This is a genomic window from Bradyrhizobium manausense (assembly GCF_018129685.1).
GTDB lineage: Bacteria > Pseudomonadota > Alphaproteobacteria > Rhizobiales > Xanthobacteraceae > Bradyrhizobium > Bradyrhizobium manausense_D.
In genome coordinates this window covers 201,699-224,184 of the sequence record NZ_JAFCLG010000002.1, presented here as the reverse complement: position 1 = coordinate 224,184, position 22,486 = coordinate 201,699, and the positions used below count along the sequence as shown (strand labels likewise).

At 64.0% G+C, this 22,486-nt stretch carries 22 protein-coding genes; 14 read left to right on the top strand and 8 right to left on the bottom strand.

The annotated features are described in order from the left end of the window. Positions 1-18: 18 nt before the first annotated feature. Positions 19-1,008: a S1C family serine protease gene (locus JQ621_RS08660; RefSeq protein WP_212234021.1), complete on the bottom strand. Its 990-nt coding sequence runs from the start codon at positions 1,006-1,008 to the stop codon at positions 19-21. 285 nt (positions 1,009-1,293) lie between these two features. Between JQ621_RS08660 and JQ621_RS08655 the strand changes: the two genes are divergently transcribed. From JQ621_RS08655 to JQ621_RS08630, 6 genes are all read left to right on the top strand, one after another. Next, complete coding sequence (locus JQ621_RS08655) at positions 1,294-2,712, top strand: M20 family metallopeptidase (RefSeq protein ID WP_212234020.1); 1,419 nt, start codon at positions 1,294-1,296, stop codon at positions 2,710-2,712. Positions 2,713-2,973: 261 nt separating this feature from the next. Continuing rightward, the gene (locus tag JQ621_RS08650; RefSeq protein WP_212234019.1) at positions 2,974-4,764 is read left to right on the top strand and encodes a peptide ABC transporter substrate-binding protein; all 1,791 of its coding nucleotides are present in this window, start codon (positions 2,974-2,976) and stop codon (positions 4,762-4,764) included. A gap of 29 nt (positions 4,765-4,793) precedes the next feature. Then, positions 4,794-5,753 (top strand): ABC transporter permease, encoded by a 960-nt coding sequence (locus JQ621_RS08645; protein WP_212234018.1) that lies wholly within the window; start codon positions 4,794-4,796, stop codon positions 5,751-5,753. Beyond that, a complete protein-coding gene (locus tag JQ621_RS08640) occupies positions 5,719-6,636 on the top strand; it encodes an ABC transporter permease (RefSeq protein WP_212234017.1) in 918 nt (305 codons plus the stop codon). The genes JQ621_RS08645 and JQ621_RS08640 overlap by 35 nt, the downstream gene beginning before the upstream one ends. Then, a complete protein-coding gene (locus JQ621_RS08635) occupies positions 6,636-7,631 on the top strand; it encodes an ABC transporter ATP-binding protein (protein ID WP_212234016.1) in 996 nt (331 codons plus the stop codon). The genes JQ621_RS08640 and JQ621_RS08635 overlap by 1 nt, the downstream gene beginning before the upstream one ends. Next, positions 7,628-8,596, top strand: a complete 969-nt coding sequence (locus JQ621_RS08630; RefSeq protein ID WP_212234015.1) for an ABC transporter ATP-binding protein — start codon at positions 7,628-7,630, stop codon at positions 8,594-8,596. The genes JQ621_RS08635 and JQ621_RS08630 overlap by 4 nt, the downstream gene beginning before the upstream one ends. Positions 8,597-8,617: 21 nt before the next feature. Here the strand turns inward: JQ621_RS08630 and JQ621_RS08625 are convergent, their stop codons facing one another. The 6 genes from JQ621_RS08625 to JQ621_RS08600 all read right to left on the bottom strand — a co-directional run bounded on the left by JQ621_RS08625 (position 8,618) and on the right by JQ621_RS08600 (position 14,995). Beyond that, positions 8,618-8,839 carry a dodecin gene (locus JQ621_RS08625; RefSeq protein WP_212234014.1) on the bottom strand — a complete coding sequence of 74 codons (222 nt, stop codon included), beginning with the start codon at positions 8,837-8,839 and terminating at the stop codon, positions 8,618-8,620. A gap of 94 nt (positions 8,840-8,933) precedes the next feature. Next, positions 8,934-10,184, bottom strand: a complete 1,251-nt coding sequence (locus JQ621_RS08620; protein ID WP_212234013.1) for a glycosyltransferase family 87 protein — start codon at positions 10,182-10,184, stop codon at positions 8,934-8,936. A gap of 288 nt (positions 10,185-10,472) precedes the next feature. Continuing rightward, positions 10,473-11,030 (bottom strand): HNH endonuclease, encoded by a 558-nt coding sequence (locus JQ621_RS08615; protein WP_008142962.1) that lies wholly within the window; start codon positions 11,028-11,030, stop codon positions 10,473-10,475. Positions 11,031-11,274: 244 nt separating this feature from the next. After that, a complete protein-coding gene (locus JQ621_RS08610) occupies positions 11,275-12,252 on the bottom strand; it encodes a peptidyl-alpha-hydroxyglycine alpha-amidating lyase family protein (protein ID WP_212234012.1) in 978 nt (325 codons plus the stop codon). 134 nt (positions 12,253-12,386) lie between these two features. Next, positions 12,387-14,162 carry a flavin-containing monooxygenase gene (locus JQ621_RS08605; protein WP_212234011.1) on the bottom strand — a complete coding sequence of 592 codons (1,776 nt, stop codon included), beginning with the start codon at positions 14,160-14,162 and terminating at the stop codon, positions 12,387-12,389. A gap of 185 nt (positions 14,163-14,347) precedes the next feature. Continuing rightward, positions 14,348-14,995 (bottom strand): DNA-3-methyladenine glycosylase family protein, encoded by a 648-nt coding sequence (locus JQ621_RS08600; protein WP_212234010.1) that lies wholly within the window; start codon positions 14,993-14,995, stop codon positions 14,348-14,350. Between the two features lie 185 nt (positions 14,996-15,180). Between JQ621_RS08600 and gluQRS the strand changes: the two genes are divergently transcribed. Next, positions 15,181-16,053, top strand: a complete 873-nt coding sequence (gene gluQRS / locus JQ621_RS08595) for a tRNA glutamyl-Q(34) synthetase GluQRS (protein ID WP_212234009.1) — start codon at positions 15,181-15,183, stop codon at positions 16,051-16,053. A 103-nt stretch (positions 16,054-16,156) separates the two neighbouring features. Next, the gene (locus tag JQ621_RS08590) at positions 16,157-17,434 is read left to right on the top strand and encodes an ATP-binding protein (RefSeq protein ID WP_212234008.1); all 1,278 of its coding nucleotides are present in this window, start codon (positions 16,157-16,159) and stop codon (positions 17,432-17,434) included. Here the strand turns inward: JQ621_RS08590 and JQ621_RS08585 are convergent. Then, on the bottom strand, positions 17,361-18,254 hold the full coding sequence (locus tag JQ621_RS08585; protein ID WP_212234007.1) for a YihY/virulence factor BrkB family protein: 894 nt from the start codon (positions 18,252-18,254) through the stop codon (positions 17,361-17,363). The two genes, JQ621_RS08590 and JQ621_RS08585, sit on opposite strands and share 74 nt — an antisense overlap. 296 nt (positions 18,255-18,550) lie before the next feature. Between JQ621_RS08585 and JQ621_RS08580 the strand changes: the two genes are divergently transcribed. The 6 genes from JQ621_RS08580 (at position 18,551) to JQ621_RS08555 (ending at position 22,484) form a co-directional block, all read left to right on the top strand. Then, positions 18,551-18,745, top strand: a complete 195-nt coding sequence (locus tag JQ621_RS08580; RefSeq protein WP_212234006.1) for a twin transmembrane helix small protein — start codon at positions 18,551-18,553, stop codon at positions 18,743-18,745. A gap of 1 nt (position 18,746) precedes the next feature. Then, positions 18,747-19,319: a cob(I)yrinic acid a,c-diamide adenosyltransferase gene (locus tag JQ621_RS08575; RefSeq protein ID WP_212234005.1), complete on the top strand. Its 573-nt coding sequence runs from the start codon at positions 18,747-18,749 to the stop codon at positions 19,317-19,319. Between the two features lie 127 nt (positions 19,320-19,446). After that, positions 19,447-20,196 carry an electron transfer flavoprotein subunit beta/FixA family protein gene (locus tag JQ621_RS08570; RefSeq protein ID WP_212234004.1) on the top strand — a complete coding sequence of 250 codons (750 nt, stop codon included), beginning with the start codon at positions 19,447-19,449 and terminating at the stop codon, positions 20,194-20,196. Beyond that, complete coding sequence (locus JQ621_RS08565) at positions 20,196-21,146, top strand: electron transfer flavoprotein subunit alpha/FixB family protein (protein WP_212234003.1); 951 nt, start codon at positions 20,196-20,198, stop codon at positions 21,144-21,146. Before JQ621_RS08570 ends, JQ621_RS08565 begins: the two co-directional genes overlap by 1 nt. Before the next feature lie 192 nt (positions 21,147-21,338). Then, complete coding sequence (locus tag JQ621_RS08560; protein ID WP_212234302.1) at positions 21,339-22,220, top strand: 3-hydroxybutyryl-CoA dehydrogenase; 882 nt, start codon at positions 21,339-21,341, stop codon at positions 22,218-22,220. Between the two features lie 69 nt (positions 22,221-22,289). Beyond that, positions 22,290-22,484: a putative motility protein gene (locus JQ621_RS08555; RefSeq protein WP_212234002.1), complete on the top strand. Its 195-nt coding sequence runs from the start codon at positions 22,290-22,292 to the stop codon at positions 22,482-22,484. Positions 22,485-22,486: the final 2 nt, after the last annotated feature.

The window sequence follows — 22,486 nt, the reverse complement described above, 5'->3', positions numbered from 1 at the left end:
CCGCTTCCTTTGGCTCAGTCAGTGCAGCTTTGGCGCCTTCAGAAGCTTGAAACGGTCGGTCGACGTCACCGTGACGTCGAAGGTGACGCCCTCATGATGCGCGCTGCCCTGATGATGCACGGTGAGCGGCACATCGACGCCAGCCGCCCCGAGCCCCCACATCTTCCTGTAGAACGCCGTCTGGCTCGTGACCTTCTCGCCGTCCACCGCGAGGATGACGTCGCCGGTCTTGAGCTCGGCGCGGGCGGCGGGACCGTTGGCGGAGATCCCGATCACCACCACGCGGTTGTCGATCTCGGTCGAATAGAGCCCAAGCCATGGCCGTGCCGGCTTGTTGACGCGGCCGAACCTGCGGAGATCGTCGAGGATCGGCTTCAGCAGATCGATCGGCACGATCATGTTGACATGCTCGGCCTTGCCGTCGCGTTCGCGCTCGAGCTGGAGCGAGCCGATTCCGATCAATTCGCCGCGCTCGTTGATCAGCCCCGTGCCGCCCCAATTCGGATGGGCGGGATAGGTGAACAAGGCTTCGTCGAGCAGATATTCCCAGTAACCTGCGAATTCCTGCTTGGCGACGATCTGGCTCGCGACCGATCGCGTTCGCCCCCCGGCGCCGCCGACCACGACGCGGTCGCCGAGCCTGACGTCCGCCGAGGAGCCGAGCGGCAGCGGCTCGATGTCGAGCCGGCCGAGCGACTGCACCAGGCCGAAACCGGTGACGGCGTCGAAACCGAGCACATGTCCTTCCACCACGCGTCCGTCGCCGAGATGAAGCCAAACCGATTCCGCCTCGGTGATGAGATAGCCGATCGTGAGCACCAGACCGTCATCGATGACGACGCCGTTGCCGGCCCGCTCGGTGCCGAGCGTTTCGGCGCTGAAGGCGTCCGGCGAAATGATGGCGTGAAGGCCAACGACGGAGGCGAGCGCGCGGTCCAGGTCGAAGCTGTAGTCGCTCGCACGCGGCTGATTGGCTGGCGGCACCCTCCATTCGGTCAGAGCGGGCATGGAGTTCTCCTGGCTGACAGCATCGCTCCGCCGTGACTGCGGAACGACGCGCGAAGCAAGCATAATTTAGGCCGGAGCAGGCCGTCTTGAAAGACTTGACCGCAACTATTCCAGATGTCGTGACGCCAAATTCCGAAGATGACAGAAATTGTTCGCCTGCAATCGGCGGCTGCTGCCCCATTCGGCTGCGGTCGCATGGCTGGTGTCCCGCGAGGTGCTAGGCGGGCTTCGATGAAGCTGCTAACCATTGGCGCTTCGTTTGACCAAGAGATCACGGACCGAACCATGGACAATCGCAGCGACATCTGGCGTGGCATCGACGCGATCAAGGGACGTTTCATCGACCTTAGCGACAAGGTGTGGGGCATGCCGGAAGTCTGCTACACCGAGGCGCGTTCCGCCGCCGAGCATCTCGCCGAACTCCGCCACCAGGGTTTCCGTATCACCGAGAAGGTGGCGGGAATTCCGACGGCGGTCATGGGCGAATGGGGCCAGGGCGGTCCGGTCATCGCCTTCATGGGCGAATACGACGCGCTGCCGGGCCTCAGCCAGGAGGCTGGAGTTGCCGAGCACCGTCCGGTCGAGACCGGCGGTCATGGCCATGGCTGTGGTCACAATCTGCTCGGGTCCGCGGCGCTGCTCGCCGCGACGGCGGTCAAGGACTGGCTCGCCGAGAACAAGGTTCCCGGTCGCGTCCGCTACTACGGCTGCCCGGCGGAAGAGGGCGGCGCGGCCAAGGCCTTCATGGTGCGCTCCGGCGCGTTCGAGGATGCCGATATCGCCATCACCTGGCATCCGCACAGCTTCTGGGAAGTCGCGGTGACGCCCTCGCTCGCCAACACCCGTGCCGACTTCATCTTCACCGGCCGCACCTCACATGCGGCGGCCTCGCCCCATCTTGGCCGCTCCGCGCTCGATGCCGTAGAACTGATGAATGTCGGCGTGAACTATATGCGCGAGCACATGCCGAGCGACGCGCGCGTGCACTATGCGCTGCTCGACACCGGCGGGATCGCGCCGAACGTGGTGCAGGCTCATGCCCGCGTGCGCTATTCCATTCGCGCCCGCGACCTTCCCGGCATGAACGAACTGGTCGGCCGTGTCAGCAAGATCGCGGAGGGCGCGGCCTTGATGACCGAGACCAAGGTCGAGATGAAGATTATCTCGGCCGTCTCGAACATCCTGCCGAACACGCCGCTGGAGCAGGCGTTGCATCGGGTCATGGAAGAGCTCGGACCGCCGCATTTCGACGACGCCGACAAGGGGTTCGCGAGCCAGATCCGCGCGACGTTGACCGACAAGGACATCGCGTCTGTCTATTACGCGATCGGCATGGAGCCGACCGATCGGCCGCTGGCCGACTTCCTGGTGCCGCTCGATGCCAAGCGCAACCCGCTGGTCGGTTCGACCGACGTCGGCGATGTGAGCTGGGTGGTGCCGACCGTACAGGTTCACGCACCAACGGTTGCAATCGGAACGCCGTTCCACACCTGGCAGGTCGTGGCGCAGGGCAAGAGCCCGCACGCCCACAAGGCCATGGTGCAGGCGGCCAAGGCCATGGCCGGTCTCGGCATCAAGGCGTTGACCGAACCGGAACTGATCAAGGCAGCGAAGGCGGATCTGACGAAGCGGACGACCAGGACGCCTTACGTCTGCCCGCTGCCGGACCATGTGGAGCCGCCGCTCACTATGTCCGTGGCGTAGAATTCCATCTCGATACTTCGTCTGATCCAGAGAACAAATTTTCCGCACTGCAACTTGGTTTCCGGCGTATTTTGACGACGGAATGCCGAAGCCTTGGGCTGCGGACCGCAGTTTTGCCCAACGGACAGCCACAAGACCGTTTGCATACGCACGGTCGCAGTTGACGGGCGGCCTATTCAGTGTGCCATCTACCGCCAGCATAAACCCGGCGGCCGCCCCGCGGCGGCCTGCATGCATACGAGAACCAGACGGGGGACAACCATGCTGGACAAAGAAATGCGTTCGATGATCGTTGATGTGAAGGACGGGCGGATGGATCGCCGCGCCTTCATCCGGCGTTTGGCAGCGATCGGCCTGACTGCGCCGATGGCGAACCAGCTTCTTGCCATCGGTGGCGTCGCCATGGCCCAGAGCCCGTCGCCCTATCCGCCGACCAAGCGCGGCGGTGGCGGGCCGCTCAAGCTGTTGTGGTGGCAGGGACCGACGCTGCTCAATCCGCATTTCGCGACTGGCACCAAGGATCAGGACGGCTCGCGTCTGTTCTACGAGCCGCTGGCAAGTTGGGACGTCGGTGGCAATCTCAACCCAATTCTCGCTGCCGAAATTCCATCGCTCGCCAATGGCGGCCTCACTGCCGACGGCAAATCCGTCACCTGGAAGATCAAGCCGGGCGTCAAATGGCATGACGGCAAGCCCCTGACGGCCGACGATTTCGTCTTCACCTGGGCCTATGCCAGCGACCCCGCCACGGCGGCCGTGTCCATCAGCGCCTACTCCGACATGACGGTCGAAAAGGTGGATGACCTCACTATCCGCATCCTGTTCAAGAACCCCACGCCGTTCTGGGCCAATGCGTTCGTCGGCGCTTACGGTTGCGTGATTCCAAAACATCTGTTTGCCGACTACAAGGGGGCGAAATCCCGCGAGGCGCCGACCAATCTGGCCCCGGTCGGCACCGGCCCTTACAAGTTCGTCGAGTTCAAGCCAGGCGATCTGGTGCGCGGCGTTCTCAATCCCGACTATCACATGCCGAACCGGCCGCATTTCGACACTATCGATATGAAGGGCGGCGGCGATGCCGTTTCCGCGGCGCGCGCGGTGATCCAGACCGGCGAATTCGATTTCGCCTGGAACATGCAGGTCGAAGACGACGTGCTGCTGCGCCTCGAAAAAGGCGGCAAGGGCAAGACCACCTACGCCACCGGCGGCGACATCGAGTTCATTGCAATCAACTTTACCGACCCGAACGTCGAGATCGACGGCGAACGCTCATCGATCAAGACCAAGCACCCATTCTTCTCAGATCCGAAAGTGCGCAAGGCGATGTCGCTGCTCGTCGATCGCGATTCGGTCAAGAAGGCGATCTACGGCCGCGCCGGCCGCACCACCGCCAATTATCTCAATGGCCCAGAGAAGTTCGTTTCCAAGAACACGTCGTGGGAGTTCGACATCGACAAGGCGTCGAAGCTGCTGGACGAGGCCGGCTGGAAGCTCGGGGCTGACGGCATCCGCGAGAAGGACGGCAAGAAGATGAAGCTGCTGTACCAGACCTCGACCAACGGCCCCCGTCAGAAGACCCAGGCCATCGTCAAGCAGGCCTGCCAGAAGGCCGGCATCGACGTCGAACTGAAATCGGTTGTCGCCTCGGTCTTCTTCTCGTCGGACGTCGCCAACCCCGACACCTACCCCAAGTTCTACGCCGACATCGAGGAATTCCAGATCCCGATGACCCAGCCGGATCCGGCCCTTCACATGAAGCGCTACATTTCGAGCCAGGTTGCCAGCAAGGAAAACAAGTGGCAGGGGCAGAACTTCCCGCGCTATGTCAACAAGGACTATGATGCCGCGATCGAGGCGGCGGAGACGGAGATCGATCCGGTCAAGCGCGCGACGCTGTACATCAAGTGCAACGACATGTTGTGGCAGGACACCGTGTTCATCCCGGTGATGCACCGCCTTGTAGTGGATGCCTGCGCCAACACGCTGCAGCCGGTCATCTCGGGCTGGGCCAACCGCACCGACAACATTCAGGACTGGTACCGAACGGCATGAGGGATGGCCGCTAGAAGGATCCTTCCCGGATGAGTCAGTATGTCCTGCGTCGCTTGCTGATCGCGATTCCGAGCCTGCTCGGCATCTCGGCAGTGCTGTTCTTCGTGCTGGCGCTGGCTCCCGGGGATCCGTTTTCCGAACTGGCGACCAATCCGAACGTGCCACCCGAAGTGCAAGCTGCGCTTCGGGCCCGGTTCGGCCTGGATGATCCGATCTACCTTCGCTACCTGCACTGGCTGTCGGCCATGTTGCACGGCGACTGGGGTTTTTCGTTCGTCAGCCGCATGAACGTCGACACACTGATCCTCCAGCGTCTTCCGACAACGCTGTATGTGATCGGTTCGGCGCAGATCCTGGCGTTGCTGATCGCGATCCCAGTCGGGGTCTATGCGGCGACGAAGCCGTATTCTCTGTTCGACCAGGTCGCCAACACGCTCGCCTTTGTCGGCTTCTCTCTGCCGACCTTCTTCACCGGCATCCTGTTCATTCTGATCTTCTCGGTCACGCTGGACTGGCTGCCGTTCGTCTATTCCACCGACGTCAAGGGCACCGGGGTCCATTGGGTGCTCGAAATGATCCGGCAGGCGATCATGCCAGTAGCGGTGCTCGGCCTGTTCCAGGCGGCCTCGATGACGCGCTTCGTGCGTTCGGCGATGCTCGACGTCATCAGGCTCGACTACGTCACCACGGCGCGCGCCAAGGGCCTGGGACAGGCCACGGTCATCGTCAAGCATGTGATGCGCAACGCCATGATCCCGGTCGTCACGCTGATCGCGCTGCAGATGCCGGCTGTGTTCGGCGGTGCCATCGTCACCGAGCAGATCTTTCGCATCCCCGGCATCGGTTCCCTTCTGATCACTTCCATCCTTTCCAACGACACGCCGGTGGTGATGGCCGTGACCTTCGTGTTCGCGTGCCTCGTGGTGCTGTTCAATCTCATTGCGGACGTCCTGTATGGCTGGCTTGACCCTCGCATCTCCCTCCGCTGAGCGGGGCGTCTACTCGCCCTGGCGCGAGACGTGGCGGCGCTATAGCCGCCACAAGCTCGCCGTGGTCAGCGCGTTCCTGCTTCTCATTCTGATTTTGGCGGTGGTCGTCGGCCCCTTCATCTGGCGCGTCAAGATCAACGACATCGACATCCTGGCCGGCATGCAGGGGCCTTCGCTGGCGCACCCCTTCGGCACCGACGATCTCGGCCAGGACATCCTGGCGCGCATGATCTATGGCGGGCGGATCTCGCTTGCGGTCGGGCTCGCGGCGATGTTGGTCTCGGTGGTCATCGGCACGCTGGTGGGCGCGCTTGCCGGCATGTCACGTGGTGCGGTCGGACACGGTCTAATGTGGCTCACCGACCTCTTTCTGTCGCTGCCGCAGCTGCCGCTGCTCCTGATGCTGATTTATCTTTTTCGCGACGGGTTGAAACAGGTGTTCGGTCCTGAAGGCGGCATCTTCATCCTGATCGTGCTCGTGATCGGTGGCCTGCGGTGGATGCCCGTCGCGCGTCTCGTCCGCGCGCAGTTTCTGTCGATCCGCGAAAAGGAGTTCGTCGAGGCGGCGCGCGCGCTTGGCGCGAGCCCGGTGCGGCAGGTGGTGAAGCACATCCTGCCCAATGCGCTGGGTCCGGTAATCATCGCCGGCACCATCGACGTTGCCGCCGCGATCATCGCGGAATCGACGCTGTCCTTCCTCGGTCTTGGTTTTCCGCCCGACACCCCGACCTGGGGGCGGCTGCTCTACGACGCCAAGGATTTCCTCGACATCGGCCCGCACTGGGCACTGTTTCCCGGGGCTGCCATTTTCATCGCGGTGGTGGCCATCAACTTCATCGGCGACGGCCTGCGTGATGCGCTCGATGCGCGGCGGGTGATCTGATGGCGCCGCTGCTCGAGATCAAAGGTCTCAAGACTCACTTCTCCACCGACGACGGCATCCTCCAGGCCGTCGACGGCGTCGACATCACCATCAACAAGGGCGAAACCCTCTGTGTCGTCGGCGAGTCCGGCTGCGGCAAGACCGTCACCGCGATGTCGATCCTGAAGCTGATCGCGATGCCGCCGGGCCGCATTGCGGCGGGCGAGATCATCTTCGAGGGCCGCGACCTGGTGCCGCTGACGAGCAACCAGCTCGACGAAATCCGCGCCAAGGAGATCGGCTTCATCTTCCAGGAGCCGATGACCTCGCTCAATCCCGTGCTCACAATCGGCGAGCAGATCGCCGAAAGCCTGCGCCGTCATGAGAATGTCACCAGGAAGCAGGCGCTCGAGCGCACCATCGAGATGCTGAAGCTGGTGCAGATTCCCAACGCCGAAGGCCGTGTGTACAACTATCCCCACCAGTTCTCCGGCGGCATGCGCCAGCGGGTGATGATTGCGATGGCGCTGGCCTGCAAGCCCAAGCTGATCATCGCCGACGAGCCGACCACCGCGCTCGACGTCACCATCCAGGCGCAGATCCTTGACCTGCTCCAGGATATGAAGGAACGCTTCGGCATGGCGGTGATGCTGATCACCCATGCCATGGGCGTCGTCGCCGAAACGGCGCAGCGCGTCGTCGTGATGTATGCCGGCAAGGTGGTGGAGGAGGCCGGTGTCGACGATCTCTTCGCCGATCCGCGCCATCCCTACACGCAGGGCCTGATCCGCTCGATCCCGCGCATCGATCTCGACAGCGAGCACAAAACGCGGCTCGAGGCGATCGCTGGCACGGTGCCGATCCTGATCAATCCGCCGGTCGGCTGCCGCTTTGCTCCACGTTGCCGTCATGCCATGAGCATCTGCACCGAGAAGGAGCCGCTGCTGCGCGAGGTCACGCCCGGCCATCGCATGGCCTGTCATCTCGGCGATACGCAAGTGGGAGGCGCGGCATGAGCGAGCCCTTGCTCCGCGTCAGCGGCCTGAAGAAATATTTTCCCGTGCTGGGCGGCCTTTTGTCGCGTCAGGTCAGCACCGTCTATGCGGTCGACGGCGTGTCGTTCTCCGTCAATCGCGGCGAGACGCTTGGTCTCGTCGGCGAATCCGGTTGCGGCAAGTCGACGACCGGGCGCTGCGTGCTGCGCCTGATCGAGCCGACCGACGGCGAAGTCACCTTCGACGGCCAGGACGTTCGTAGCCTTGGCGGCAACGATCTGCGCGCGATGCGGCGGAACATGCAGCTCGTGTTCCAGGACCCGTTCGCCTCGCTCAATCCCCGCATGACGGTCGGTACCATCCTCGGCGAGGCGCTCGTCATCCATAAGCTCGGCTCATCTGCCAAGGAGCGCGAGGAGCGTGTCGCCAGCCTGCTCGTCAAGGTCGGCCTCAAGGCCGAGCACATGCGCCGCTATCCCCACGAATTCTCCGGCGGTCAGCGCCAGCGCATCGTGATCGCGCGTGCGCTCGCGGTCGAGCCGAAGCTGATCGTCTGCGACGAGCCGGTGTCCGCGCTCGACGTCTCGATCCAGGCGCAGGTCATCAACCTCCTGGAGGATCTCCAGGCCGAACTGAACCTCACCTATCTGTTCGTCGCGCACGACCTCTCTGTGGTCGAGCACATTTCCGACCGTGTCGCCGTGATGTATCTCGGCCGCATCGTCGAGATGGCGAAGGCGAGCGACCTCTACCGCAATCCGCAGCACCCCTATACCAAGGCGCTGCTCTCCGCGGTGCCGGTGCCGGATCCCAAGCTGAAGCGCAACCGCATCCGCCTCAAGGGCGATGTGCCGAGCCCGATGAAACCACCGTCAGGCTGCCACTTCCACACCCGCTGCCCGATCGCCCAGCCGCGTTGTGCTGAGGTTGCGCCCGAGCTCAGGGAAGGGTCGGCGGGTCATGCCGTGGCATGTCATCTGGCGTAGTGGCTCTACGAGATCCGTGCCCTAGCCTTCCAGCGTGAACCCGACACGCAGCGTCACCTGGTAATGGCGGACTGTGCCGTTCTCGATGTGGCCGCGCGTCTGCACGACCTCGAACCATTTCATCTCGCGGATGGTCTTGGAGGCGCGCCTGACCGCATTCTTGATGGCATCCTCGATCGAGGTCTCGGACGATCCGACCAGTTCCAGGATCTTGTAGACATGGTCGTTCTCGGCTGCGGGCATCATGGCCTCCCTCGGTTACGTCGTGGCGTCGACCGCCGTGTGGACGTTGAACAGAACGGGCCTCGGTGCTCTCGGGTTCCGTGTGCGCGTGAAACTACGCGGGTTCGCGGCGCAGGCGGACTTCGGCGGACCTGACTTCGCGCAGCAAGATCCAGAGCAGCATCACCAGCACGGCCATGAGCGCGAAGCCGCCGACCGCCGGCGCCACATAGCGATCCAGACCGCTCGCACCGACGCTCCCCGTGGACAGCCGCGCTGATTGCAGCAGCCCGTAGGCGTTGGCCAGCAGCAGGAGGGCGTAGATCGCACCACGTTCACGCGGGCTCGCCAGGCTGACAAGGTCCGGAAGCAGCAGCGCGAGGCCGATTCCCACGATTGGCAAGTCGTAGTCGTAGGCGTAGGGGCTGATCATCACGGAGGCGACCGCGACAATGCCGAGCGAGAAGCGGGGGGACGGTCCGCGGGCAACCGCGAGTGCAACGGCGACAAGCGCCAACGCTGCCATCGCCATCTGTCCCCAGAACGCTCCGGCCGGGGGTAGTCCGGCATTGAACAAGGCGGCATAGGCCGAGATCATCCGGAACAGCTGATAGCGGCCGTCCTCCAGATAGCCCGCGGCTTCCCGGACGCTGCCGAGCCACGCCATCCAGATCTGCGGGCCGAAAGCGAGCGTGCAGACGAGCGAGCTCGCGACCACAACGATCGCGGCGCTCAGCACCGCCGGCCAGCGACGGGTCAGCAGCATGTAGATGCCTGCTGCGACCGCCAGATGCGGCTTGACGACCATGACGCCGAGCGCGATGCCGGCCAGCACAGGACGCCGTTCCGCGGCGATGCAGATCAGACCAATCAGCGCGCCGGTCAGGAGGCCGTTCTGGCCGGTGCTGATCGTGATTGCGATGGCCGGAAAGAAGACGACGAGCACGAGCGCGAAATTGTTTCCGGCGATGGCGCGAAGCGTCATCAGATAGGCAATGAGGGTGACAGCCGTGAAGACAAAATAGGCCGCCCAGCCCGGCAGGAATGCCAATGGCGCCAGCAGCAGATCGAATTGCGGCGGGTAGGTCCAGGGCATGACGCCGGTGGTGCCGCCGGCAGCTGCCATCTGCATCTTCGTGAACGCGGCGAACTGGTACGTCAGGTCGAGACCGCCGAGCCAGATCCGCTGTGCGACAATATGGAAGGCAGAGAAATCCGCGGTCTGGCCGCCGTACCAGAGGCCGCCTTCGAAGAAGCGGAAGGTCTTGAAACCGAGAATCGCGATCAGCAGCAGGAGAATGACGCAGACATAGATCGTGCGTTTCTTCGGCGAGGCCTGGATCTGCTCCAACGTTGCGGTGAGCATCGGTGACGACCTTGGGACGGAGATGGCTGGCCTTGCGCCTCGGCCGCCCAGATTGCCGAGCGAGCCTTAAGGGACGGTAACGAAGGCATAAGGTGCTTCCATTCGCGATGGGAAAGCCGATCCGTGCCCTTGTCGGCGCGGCGTTTCCCCTCGTCTCCGCCGAGGTTCCCAGATCGACGGGTGAAGAAGATTTTCAAACGCCGGCGCTTCTGGCCGCTCAGCTTCTACATCGACTGGGATCGCGCCAAGCCGGCTCGGAACGAATTGGAGGACGTCGTCGCGCCGCTCCTACGGATCCAGCTCCGTATCCCAGTAGAGGTAGTCCAGCCAGCTGTCGTGGAGGTAGTTCGGCGGGAACAGCCGGCCGTTGCGGTGGAGCTGGTGCACGGTCGGTGCAAACGCGCTCTGCCGCGGAAACATCTTGGCCTGCGCCGGCGTCAGATTGCCCTTGCGCAGGTTACAGGGCGAGCACGCCGCGACCACGTTCTCCCACGTGGTCTGGCCGCCTTTGCTGCGCGGGATGATGTGATCGAAGGTGAGGTCTTCCGGCGAGCCGCAATATTGGCAGGCGAAACGATCGCGCAGAAAGACGTTGAACCGGGTGAAGGCGGGGTGGGTGGTCGGCTTGACGAAGGATTTGAGCGAGACCACGCTCGGCAGCTGCATTTGCAGCGTGGGACTGTGAACCGCCTGATCGTAATGGGCAACGATATTGACGCGGTCGAGGAACACCGCCTTGATCGCGTCCTGCCACGACCAAAGAGACAGTGGGTAGTAACTCAGCGGCCGGAAGTCCGCGTTCAGGACCAGCACCGGCCAACTGCCTTGCGAGACATGTGCGTTCAAGTAACGCTCCCGGCCTCCAACATACGCTGCGAAGCAGCAAGTACTGACATACTACATGCAGCGTGACGGGATTGTGAAGCCCGTTGAGCGACTTATTCAGGCGCAAGCAATACGGCGGCGGGGTGGCAGAAGCTCAAAAACGCCGCGATTGGGGAGCTTGGAGTTGGGGGCGGGGGCCGCTTGCGCCTTGCCTCGCTGTGCCGCTCGCGGCCGTATTTGGCACCATGCCGATTCGCTGGGCTGACTAATCCCGCACCCGTTCCAGCTTCTGCAAGCATCGCGTCGCGCGCACCACGGCCGGCATCTCCTCGTTGGGGAAGCTGGTCGTCCAATTGGTGACGCCGACTTCGCCGACATAGATGTCGCCCTTCGAATCCAGCGCGATGCCGTGTGGCGCGAGGAACCTGCCGCTGGCAACGCCGGGGCCGTTCTCGCCGCCGAGCCGGGCGATGCGGTTGCCCGTGGCGTCCACGATCGAAAGCCGCGGGCCGAGATTGGGCACGTTGCGGTTGATGTCGAGACCAGGACCGAGCTCGCCGATCACGAAGGTCGGGCTCCTGCCCTCACCGCAGCAGCACAGCGCGCAGGGGCGGTGCAGATTGTTCCACTGCGTCTCGTATTGTCCTTCGCCGTCGAACACCTGCACGCGGTGGTTTTCGCGATCGGCGACATAGACCCAGCCTTCGGCATCGGTGGCGATGTTGTGCACGATGTTGAACTGGCCGGGATCGGTGCCGGGCTCGCCCCAGCTTTTAATCAGCTTGCCGTCCGGCGTGTATTTGTGCACCCGGGCATTGCCGTAGCCGTCGGACACGTAGATCTCGCCCTTCGGCGACAGCGCGGTGTGGGTGCAGCGGTGAAAGGGTTCGCCGCTCATGAACGGCGCCGGCTTCCTGGGGATACCGATCGTCAGCAGCACCTTGCCGTCGGTGGTGCATTTGCGCACGGTATGGTCGCCGTCGTCGGTGCAATAGAGATTGTCGTCGGCGTCGATATGCAGGCCATGTGCGCGCGAGAACAGGCCCTCGCCAAAGCTGCGCAGGAAATTGCCCGCGCGGTCGAGCACCACCATTGGATGTTCGCCGCGGTTGAAGACGTAGACCCGGTCCTTGCTGTCGACCGCGACGGAGGCGACGTCGGTGAGCTGCCAGCCGTCGGGAAGCTTTGCGAAGTCGTCGACGACGCGGTAGCGGTGCTCGCCGCTGCCGAGGATGGCTGGCATGGGTGGTCCCTTCATTTAACTCTCTGTAGAGCTCATCAGTATCCGCGTCGTCATTGCGAGCGCAGCGAAGCAATCCAGGGTCTTTCCGCGGAGGCAGTCTGGATTGCTTCGCTGCGCTCGCAATGACGCGAGGCTTAAGCTGTGCCTACCTCACGCCCCAAAATCCCTTCCTCGATCGCCTTGATCTGAAGTGCGAGGAATTTCGAGTTGATCCGGCACTGTGCGAGGCTGCCGGCGATGAACCACAGGCCGGGCTGGTTCGTGCGTACGTACATGTTGCGCAGCTCATAGCCGTCGCCAAAACCCCAGACCGGGCCGAGGCGGTCGGCGACGGCATCGCCGAACAGGTTTCGCACGAGATATTCCTGCGGCTTGTAGCCGGTGGCGAGCACGATCAGGTCGGCCGGAACGGCCGTGCCGTCCTTCATCTGCGCGCCGTCGGCCGTGAAGCCTTCGATGTCCTCGAATTGCTTCAGCTTGATCGCGCCCTCGACGATCAGGTTGGAGCAGCCGACGTTGAAATAGTAGCCGCCGCCGCGGGTGAGATATTTGAACTGCCAGCCGGTGCCGGCCTCGCCGAAGTCGAGCCTGAAGCCGACGCGGCGCAGGCCGTCGAGCAGCTCCTTGTCGAGCTCTTTCGATTGCTCCGTCAGCATCACATGGGTCTTCTTCGCGAGCGGCGTCGGCATCGAGGCGGCGATCAGATCGTTGTCGTCCAGCGTGCCCTCATTGTAGGTCGCGTAGGCCAGCTGTGCCGACGGCTCGATATTGGTGACCAGCGTCGGCGAACGCTGGACCAGCGTCACGTCGGCGCCGCTGGAATAGAGATCCTGCGCGATGTCGTGGCCGCTATTGCCGGTGCCGATGACGATCGCGCGCCGACCGCGCCAGTTCTCGCCATCCTCGTAGCGGCTCGAGTGCACGAGCGTGCCCCTGAAACGATCGAGCGTCGGAATGTCGGGGATGTTCGCGATCCCGCTGACGCCGGTCGCCATGATCACATGGCGCGGATGCATCGTGCGCCTGTTCCCGTCGGCACGGCGCAGCGTCACCGTCCATTGCCCCTTGACCTCGTCATAGGCGCCGCCTTCGAACTCGGTGCCGGTCCAGAAATTCAGCTCCATGGCGTCGACATAGGCTTCGAACCAGTTCGCGAGCTTGTCCTTGGGGATGTAGGTCGGCCAGCTCGGCGGGAACGGCATGTAGGGCATGTGATTGACCTGCACCTGGTTGTGCAGGGTCAGCGCGTGATAGCGCTTGCGCCAGACATCGCCGATCCGCGCCCCGCGATCGACGATCAGCGTGTCGATCTGCAACTGCTTCAACCGCGCCGCCACCGCAAGCCCGGCCTGGCCGCCGCCGACCACCAGCACGTTGGGGTCGCGGTCGGCATAGTCGCGCGAGGCGTTGCGCAGGTCGAGCCAGTTCGGCCCGCGGAAATCGCGCGAATAGGCTTGTCCCCGCGGTCGTGACATGCCGAGCTGCTCTTCGAACCCTTTGAGCTCTTCGAGCGCCGTCAGCAGTGTCCAGGCCTTCAGACTGTCACCGTCCGCGGTATCGGGCGCAAGCCGTACGATACCGCTGCCTCGGCCGAGCGCGGTTTCGAAATTGAAGATGGCCTCGATGGAGTTCGTGCCGGCGCGCGTGACCCAGCGCGGCGCCGCGCGGGTTGGCGCGATCCTGAACTTCGTCGGCACCGCCTTGGGCGCGAACGTCGCCAGGGCCTGTGTGACGGCATCGCGGCCGGCGAGCGTCTGCAGGTTCCAGCTCAGCGCCAGCACATCGCGCCAAAAGCTGTCGGTGAGGAAGAGGCGGTCCAGCGATGCGCGATCGGGCTGGCCCAGCGTGCGCTCGAACTCGTCGAGCCAGGCTTGTACGGAGACGGAAATATCCTTCGTCCTGTCCAGCATGCTCGACCTCGTGCCGTCTTCGCGGCGTTTCCTCTCGAACATGATCCGTAAACGTGCAGGGCCGTTTTCCGAAGCGATCATGCTCCCATCATAAAGATCGAAGCTATACCGGTTCGACCGTCGTCCAAAGCGATTTGCCCGAGCGCTGAGAGCATGTGGCCGTGCTCAGGCGGAATGCGACAGCGTTACGCCGAGAGCGCGCCCTCGCGCTTCTTCACCGCGCGGTAGTAGCTCCACCACAGATGTGCAGCGGCGCCGCGCAGGGGGCGCCAGGGTTCGGCAAGCGGTGCCATCTGCTTTTCCGTCGGTCGCGCCTTCAGGCCAAGGCCGATTTTGACGCCCTCCTGCACCGCGAGGTCGCCGGCGGGCCAGGCATCGCCATGGCCGAGGCAGAACAGCAGATAGACATCGGCGGTCCAAGGCCCAATGCCGGGCAACGAGATCAGCGTGTGATGCGCGGCATCCGCGTCCTCCTCCGCAAGCACGTCGAGGTTCAGTCGCTCCGCGGTGATTTCGCGCGCGAGGTGTTTCAGCGTCTTGATCTTTGCGGCGGAAAGACCAAGCCGTCCCAGCCGGTCGGTGCGGGCGCGGCGCACCGCCTCGTGGTCGAACGGATCGAACGCCGCGGACAGCCGTCCCCAGATCGCCGCCGCGCTCGCGGTCGAAAGCTGCTGCCCGCAGACGATGTGCGCCAGGCCCGCAAAGCCCGGCTCGCGCCGTCGCAATGCCGGCATGCCCGCAATCTCCAGCACGGGCTTGAGCCGCGGATCGCGCTTGACCAGCGTGTGAACAGCTTCTTCAAGGTCGGACTGGGCTTCGAGGTGGATGGTCATGGTGATTTGGCAAACTCTCTCCGGCGTCATGGCCGGGCTTGACCCGGTGTCGAATATCTTACTCCGTCATTCCGGGGCGATGCGAAGCATCGAACCCGGATTCTCGAGATTCCGGGTTCGGTCCTGCGGACCGCCCCGGAACGACGGCCGCTGCGGTCAAGCCCGGCCATGACCAGATCTGCTGCATGATGCCACCCGTTTTCCGATTTGCTCCCAGCCCGAACGGCCATTTGCATCTCGGCCACGCCTATTCCGCGCTGCTCAATTTCGACCGCGCACGCGAGAGCGGAGGGCGGCTGCTGCTGCGCATCGAAGACATCGACGCGACGCGCTGCCGGCCGGAATATGAGACCGCCATCTACGAGGACCTCGCCTGGCTCGGGATCGAATGGGAGATGCCGGTGCGTCGCCAGTCGGAACATCTTGCCTGTTATCGCGCCGCGCTGGACAAGCTCTCCGAACTCGGTCTCGTCTATCCCGCCTTCGAAAGCCGCGCCGAGATCGCAAGGCTCATCGCCGCGCGCGAGACCAATGGGCCATGGCCGCGCGATCCCGATGGTGCGCCGCTCTATCCTGGGGATGCGAAATCGCTGCCGGCCGACGAAAGGTCGCGTTTGATCGAGTCCGGCTTGCCTTACGCGCTGCGGCTCGACATGGCGGCGGCCTGCCGGCGGGTCTCCGGCCTCAGCTGGAACGAATTGGGCGAGGGGCCCGATGGCGAGCGCGGCCCGGTTACCGCGCGGCCCGAAGCCTGGGGGGACGTGATCCTGGCCCGCAAGGAGACCCCGACGAGCTACCATCTGTCCGTGGTGGTCGACGACGCGCTTCAGGGCGTGAGCGAGATCGTCCGCGGCCAGGACCTGTTTTACGCCAGCTCGGTCCACCGTCTGCTCCAGATCCTGCTCGATCTGCCCGAGCCCGCTTACCGTCACCACGCCCTGATTCTCGGCGTGGATGGCCGAAAGCTGTCGAAATCAGATCGCGCGACCGGCCTCCGTGACTTGCGCGCCGCGGGTGCTTCGCCCACCGGTATCCGCATGTCCGTGGGATTAGGCTAAGTTTCTCTGGGGGTTAGCAATACGCCGCCGTGACTCCGGGGGCTATGCCGTGCCATTCTCGCGGTCGAGTCCGGGGTTCGAAGAGGTACTCCGAAGGGGATTTATGGCGGCGAAAACGCGCCTAGCGCGCACCACGCGAAAGTCCAGGCAGCCGCCCCGGAAGCGGTCCGGGGCGGTCGGCAAAGTGCGCAAGCGCAGCACCGGGGACGTCGCACCCGACGTGATCCAGGCGGCGCTCGCCGCCTTTGCTCACGAGGTTCGCACGCCTCTGACCGGTATTCTCGCGATCAGCGACCTGCTTGCGACCTCCGATCTCGGCGAGCGGGAGCGTCGCTGGGCCGACACCATCAAGGCCGGCGCCGAGCATCTGGCCAACCTCGCCACGCTGTTCGTCGATGCCGCCAAGACCGGCAAGGGCAAGAGCGCCGGCATGCTGCGGCAGGATTTGTTCGACCTGCGGGCGCTTGCCCGCAGCACCGGTGATTCGCTCGCTGGCCGCGCCGCCGCCAAAGGTCTGCAGGCTACGGTCGAGATATCCGACAAGCTCGCGGGGCTCGTGGTCGGAGATCCCGTGCGCCTCCGTGCTGCGCTCGAGAACCTGATCGACAATGCGGTGAAGTTCACCGAGCGGGGCGGCGTGGCGATCTCTGCCGCGCCCTGGCGTTCCGCCAAGGGCAAGGCAGGCGGAACGGGCGGAGAGAGGGACAAGCGCCGGATTGGCGTCGCCTTCTCGATCTCCGACAGCGGCATCGGTCTGACCGTGGCCGAGATCAAGCGGCTGTTCCGCCCGTTCACCCAGGCCAATGTCACCATCGCCTCGCGCTTCGGCGGCGCCGGGCTCGGTCTGTCTTCAGTGAAGCAACTGGCGCGCGCGATGGGCGGCGACATCACGGTCGCGCCGCGGCGTGGTGGCGGCGCCACCTTCACGCTGACTGTCACGCTCGATGCGGCGGGGCCGGCGAAATCGCACAAGCCCGACGATGGCGAGGTGGGTGCGCTGTCGGCGCTGCGTGTGCTCAGCGTCGAGGACAATCCGTTCGGCCGCGTCGTGCTCAACACGATCCTGACCGAACTCGGCCATCAGGCCGAGTTCATCGGCCGCGGCGAGGACGCGGTGAACAGGCTCGCGCAGGGCGGTTTCGATGCGGTGCTGATGGACATGGTGTTGCCCGGCATCGACGGGGTCGAGGCCATCAGGCGAATCCGGACGATGCCGGCGCCGCTGGCTCAGATCCCGATCATCGGTGTATCCGGCCGCGGCGAGGACGAGGCTGCGTCGCGCGAGGCCGGCGCCGATGCCTTTCTGGTCAAGCCTGTGTCTCCGCGCGCTTTAGCGACTGCGCTGCTTGAAGCGAGACGCCGTGAGGAAGCCGAAACTTGATGATCGCGGCGTTGAGCTCGCCGCCGAAAACGAAGATCGCGGCGATGAAATACAGAAACACCAGCGCGATGATCACCGAAGCGAGCCCCGCATACATCGTGACGTAATTATTGGCGAAGCGCGCCAGGTACTGGCCGAACACGATGCCCGAGATCAGCGACGCCACGATCGTGAAGACGATGCCGGGAAGGATCTGGAAGAAGCCGCGCCGCCCGGCAGGCAGCCAGGCGTGCAGGATGAGCAACGCCACCACCAGCGCGCCGATGGTGATGCCGTAGCGTAGCCAGTTGAGGATGCTCTCGTTGGATTCGACGAACAGCGGAATGTGGCGCCGAGCCGCCTCGATAAAGAGCGGACCGAGCACGATGAGGAACGCCATGGCAAGCGCGGTGAAAGCTGCAACCAGCGTATAGCCGATCGATTCCAGCCGCAGCCAGTACCAGCGCCGCATCTCCACCACTGCGTAAGCGCGGTTCAGTGCGACCCGCAATGCCTCGACGCCGTTGGAGGCGAAGTAGACCGAGAGCACGGCGCCGATCGTCAGCACACCGGAGCGGGTGGTCGTCAGCACGTCGTGGATCTCGCCGGAGAGCGAATCTGCAACTTGCCGCGGCCAGACCTGGAGCATCAGTCCGGCCGCCTGGTCGGCGAGCTCCTTGGAGCCGAAGAATCCAGCCAGAGACGTCAGCACGATCAGGAACGGGAACAGCGCCATCAGCGTCGACAGCGCGATGTGGCTCGCGATCGCCCAGCCGTCATCGGCCAGAAACGTGTAGAAGGCGTCTTCCACGACGACATAGATGTAGCGGATTGCTTTCACAGCTTGCTCCGGATCCGCCTCTCCCCGCTTGCGGGGAGAGGCCGGAATGCGCGCGTAGCGCGGATTCCGGGTGAGGGGGAGCTTCCGCGAATCCCTCGATCTCCGTCCTCGCGGCGAGCCCCCCTCACCCGCCGCGCGTTCCGCGCGTCGGCCTCTCCCCGCAGGCGGGGAGAGGCGAAGAGGGCCGGCGGCGAGCGCAAATTGGAAATCATCTCAAGAGCTTCTGATATTATTGGCCTAAAAGCCAGATTGGGAACGCCATGGCGGAGCGCCGCACACGGTGTTATCACCCCCAAATGGCACCTCTCCTGAGTACTTTCATCCTGCCGATCGCCGTGGCCGCCGTCGCGGTCGTGCTGCTGCTCGGCCTCGTCAACATGATGCGCGGCGGCTCGCCCAACACCTCGCAGAGATTGATGCGCTGGCGCGTGCTGCTTCAGTTCATCGCGATCGTCATTGCCATGACCGCTGTGTGGGCGATGGGGCGCTAACATGGTCCTGCTCAACCGCATCTATACCAAGACCGGTGACGACGGCACGACAGCGCTTGGAACCGGCGAGCGCCGTCCGAAATACGATCTGCGCATCACGGCCTATGGCACCGTCGACGAGACCAATGCCGCGATCGGCGTGGTGCGCCTTCATACCAGGGACGCCGTGGAGCTCGATGCGATGCTCGCCCGCATCCAGAACGATCTGTTCGATCTCGGCGCCGATCTTGCGGTGCCCGAGCGGGACGGCAAGGCGGAACGGCTGCGGGTGGTGGCAAGTCAGGTCGAGCGGCTCGAGCATGACATCGACGCACTGAACGACAAGCTCGCGCCGCTGACCTCCTTCGTACTCCCGGGCGGCACGCCGGCCGCCGCCTACCTCCACGTCGCCCGCACGATTTGCCGCAGGGCGGAACGTGTGATGGTGGAACTGGCAGCCCAGCCCGGCGAGACGGTCGGCGCCGCTGGCATCCAATATATGAACCGCCTGTCGGACTTCCTGTTCGTGGCCAGCCGCACCGCCAATCATAATGGCGCGGGCGATGTGCTTTGGGTTCCAGGCCAGAATCGCTGACCCCATTGAGATCAGCATTTCAGGGGGCTAAAATTAGCTCCCTTCGCGCGTTGACCAGGCCGGATCAGGCCTTTAGGTTCCGCGCCAGTTGAAATACCCCCCTCCCAAATTGAGTGAAAGAGGATCGATGAAGGTCTTAGTGCCGGTAAAGCGGGTGGTCGATTACAACGTCAAGGTCCGCGTCAAGGGCGATGGATCGGGCGTTGAACTCGCCAACGTCAAGATGTCGATGAACCCGTTCGACGAAATCGCGGTCGAGGAAGCGCTGCGCCTCAAGGAAGCCGGCAAGGCAACCGAAGTCGTGGTGGTGTCCATTGGAGCTGCGCAGGCATCGGAGACAATCCGCACTGGTCTTGCCATGGGCGCCGATCGCGGCATCCTGGTGAAGGCCGAGGGCACCGTCGAGCCGCTCGCTGTCGCCAAGATCCTGAAGAAGGTCGCTGAAGAAGAGCAGCCGGGCCTGATCATTCTCGGCAAGCAGGCGATCGACGACGACAGCAATCAGACCGGCCAGATGCTGGCCGCGCTGCTCGGCTGGTCGCAGGCGACTTTCGCCTCGAAGCTCGAGGTCGAAGGCGCCGACTTCAAGGTCACCCGCGAAGTCGACGGCGGCTTGCAGACCGTCAAGCTGAAGGGACCGGCAATCGTCACCACCGATCTTCGTCTCAACGAGCCGCGCTATGCCTCGTTGCCCAACATCATGAAGGCCAAGAAGAAGCCGATCGCCGAGAAGACCGTCGCGGATTACGGCGTCGATGTTACCGCACGTCTCGAGGTTCTGAAGACGACTGAACCGGCAGGCCGCAAGGCTGGCGTCAAGGTCAAGGACGTCGCCGAGCTGGTGTCGAAACTCAAGAACGAAGCCGGGGTGCTCTGATGACGACGCTGTTGATCGCCGAACATGAACACGAAGTCCTCAAGGACTCCACCAACAAGGCGTTGACCGCAGCGTCCCAGCTCGGCGGTGACGTCCATGTGCTGGTCGCCGGCGGCGGGCAGGGCACCAAAGCGGCGGCCGAGGCGGCCTCGAAGCTCGCAGGTGTTGCCAAGGTGCTGCTCGCCGAAGGCGAGCCTTACGCGCACGACCTCGCCGAGCCGCTGGCCGCGCTGATCGTCTCGCTGGCGCCGTCCTATGACGCGATCGTTGCGCCTGCGACCTCGCGCTTCAAGAACGTGATGCCGCGCGTCGCCGCGCTGCTCGACGTCATGCAGGTTTCGGAGATCACCAAGGTGGTCGCGCCCGACACCTATGAGCGCCCGATCTATGCCGGCAACGCCATTCAGACGGTGAAATCGAAGGACGCCAAGAAGGTCATCACGGTCCGCACCTCGACCTTCGCGGCGGCCGCTGCCGGTGGCAGTGCGCCGGTCGAGAGCGTCGCCGCAGTGGCTGATCCCGGCCTGTCGACCTTCGTCGGCGAGGAAGTCGCCAAGAGCGACCGTCCCGAGCTGACCTCGGCCAAGATCATCGTCTCCGGTGGCCGCGCCATGCAGAGCCGCGAGAACTTCGCCAAGTATATCGAGCCGCTCGCCGACAAGTTGGGGGCCGGTGTCGGTGCCTCGCGCGCGGCGGTGGACGCCGGCTATGCGCCGAACGACTGGCAGGTCGGCCAGACCGGCAAGGTCGTGGCTCCTGAGCTCTATGTCGCGGTCGGTATTTCCGGCGCGATCCAGCATCTGGCCGGCATGAAGGACTCCAAGGTGATCGTCGCGATCAACAAGGATGAGGACGCGCCGATCTTTCAGGTCGCCGATTACGGCCTGGTCGCCGACCTCTACCAGGCGGTTCCGGAGCTGACGGCCGAACTCGGCAAGCTCGGCAAGTAAAACGCGTTCAAAACACCGGCCGGAGGTATACACTCCGGCCGGTTTTTCTTTTTCGAGGCGTTTTCTTTGGCGTGGGGCGCGCTGGGGGAGCGATCCAATCTAGGTTTCGAGCCAGGGTTCTGATTAAATCAGACCTCCCGGCTCGGGGGATAGGCAGGGCGCGATATGCGCGCCGTTCCGGTGGATGACATGATGGCGGCAGTAATCAAGAAGGTCGGCGTGATCGGCGCGGGTCAGATGGGCAATGGAATCGCGCATGTCGCGGCCCTGGCCGGCTTCGATGTGGTGCTCAACGACGTCTCGGCCGACCGCCTCAAGTCGGGCATGGCCACCATCAACGGCAATCTGGCGCGCCAGGTCTCCAAGAAGGGCGTCACCGAGGACGACAAGGCCAAGGCGATCGCGCGGATCAAGCTCGCCGAGAAGCTCGATGACCTCGCCGATTGCGATCTCGTGATCGAGACCGCGGTCGAGAAGGAAGAGGTCAAGCGCAAGATCTTCCACGACCTCTGTGCGATCCTGAAGCCGGAGGCGATCGTCGCCTCCGATACGTCGTCGATCTCGATTACCCGCCTTGCGGCCGCGACTGATCGGCCCGAACGTTTCATCGGCATTCACTTCATGAATCCGGTGCCGCTGATGGAGCTGGTCGAGTTGATCCGCGGCATCGCCACCGACGATTCGACATTCGAGGCGTCCAAGGAGTTCGTTGCCAAGCTCGGCAAGCAGGTCGCCGTCTCCGAGGATTTCCCGGCCTTCATCGTCAACCGCATTTTGTTGCCGATGATAAATGAGGCGATCTACACGCTGTACGAAGGCGTCGGCAATGTCGAGGCGATCGATGCGGCGATGAAGCTCGGTGCGCACCATCCGATGGGCCCGCTGGAGCTTGCCGATTTCATCGGCCTCGATACTTGCCTGTCGATCATGCAGGTGCTGCATGAGGGGCTTGCCGACTCCAAGTACCGCCCGTGCCCGCTGCTGGTGAAATACGTCGAGGCCGGCTGGCTCGGCCGCAAGACCCAGCGCGGCTTCTACGACTACCGCGGCGCCAAGCCGGTTCCGACCCGCTGATCCATGTGACAATTCATGTCGCGTTAACCCATCGCGCCTAGGCTGCCGCCGGTACGAGGGTTTTTCGTAATGGACACGATGGCGATGGTCAGCACCATGCTGGCCTCTCAGCAAGGCGCGCTGCAGTCGAACATCTCGGCGACGCTCATGAAGCAGAACGCGGATGCGGAGAAATCCGCCGTCCTGACGCTGCTGGGCGCCGGTCAGCCCTCGCTCGCCAATGTCGGCCCTGGCGTCGGCGGCAATCTCAATATCTCGGCTTAAGG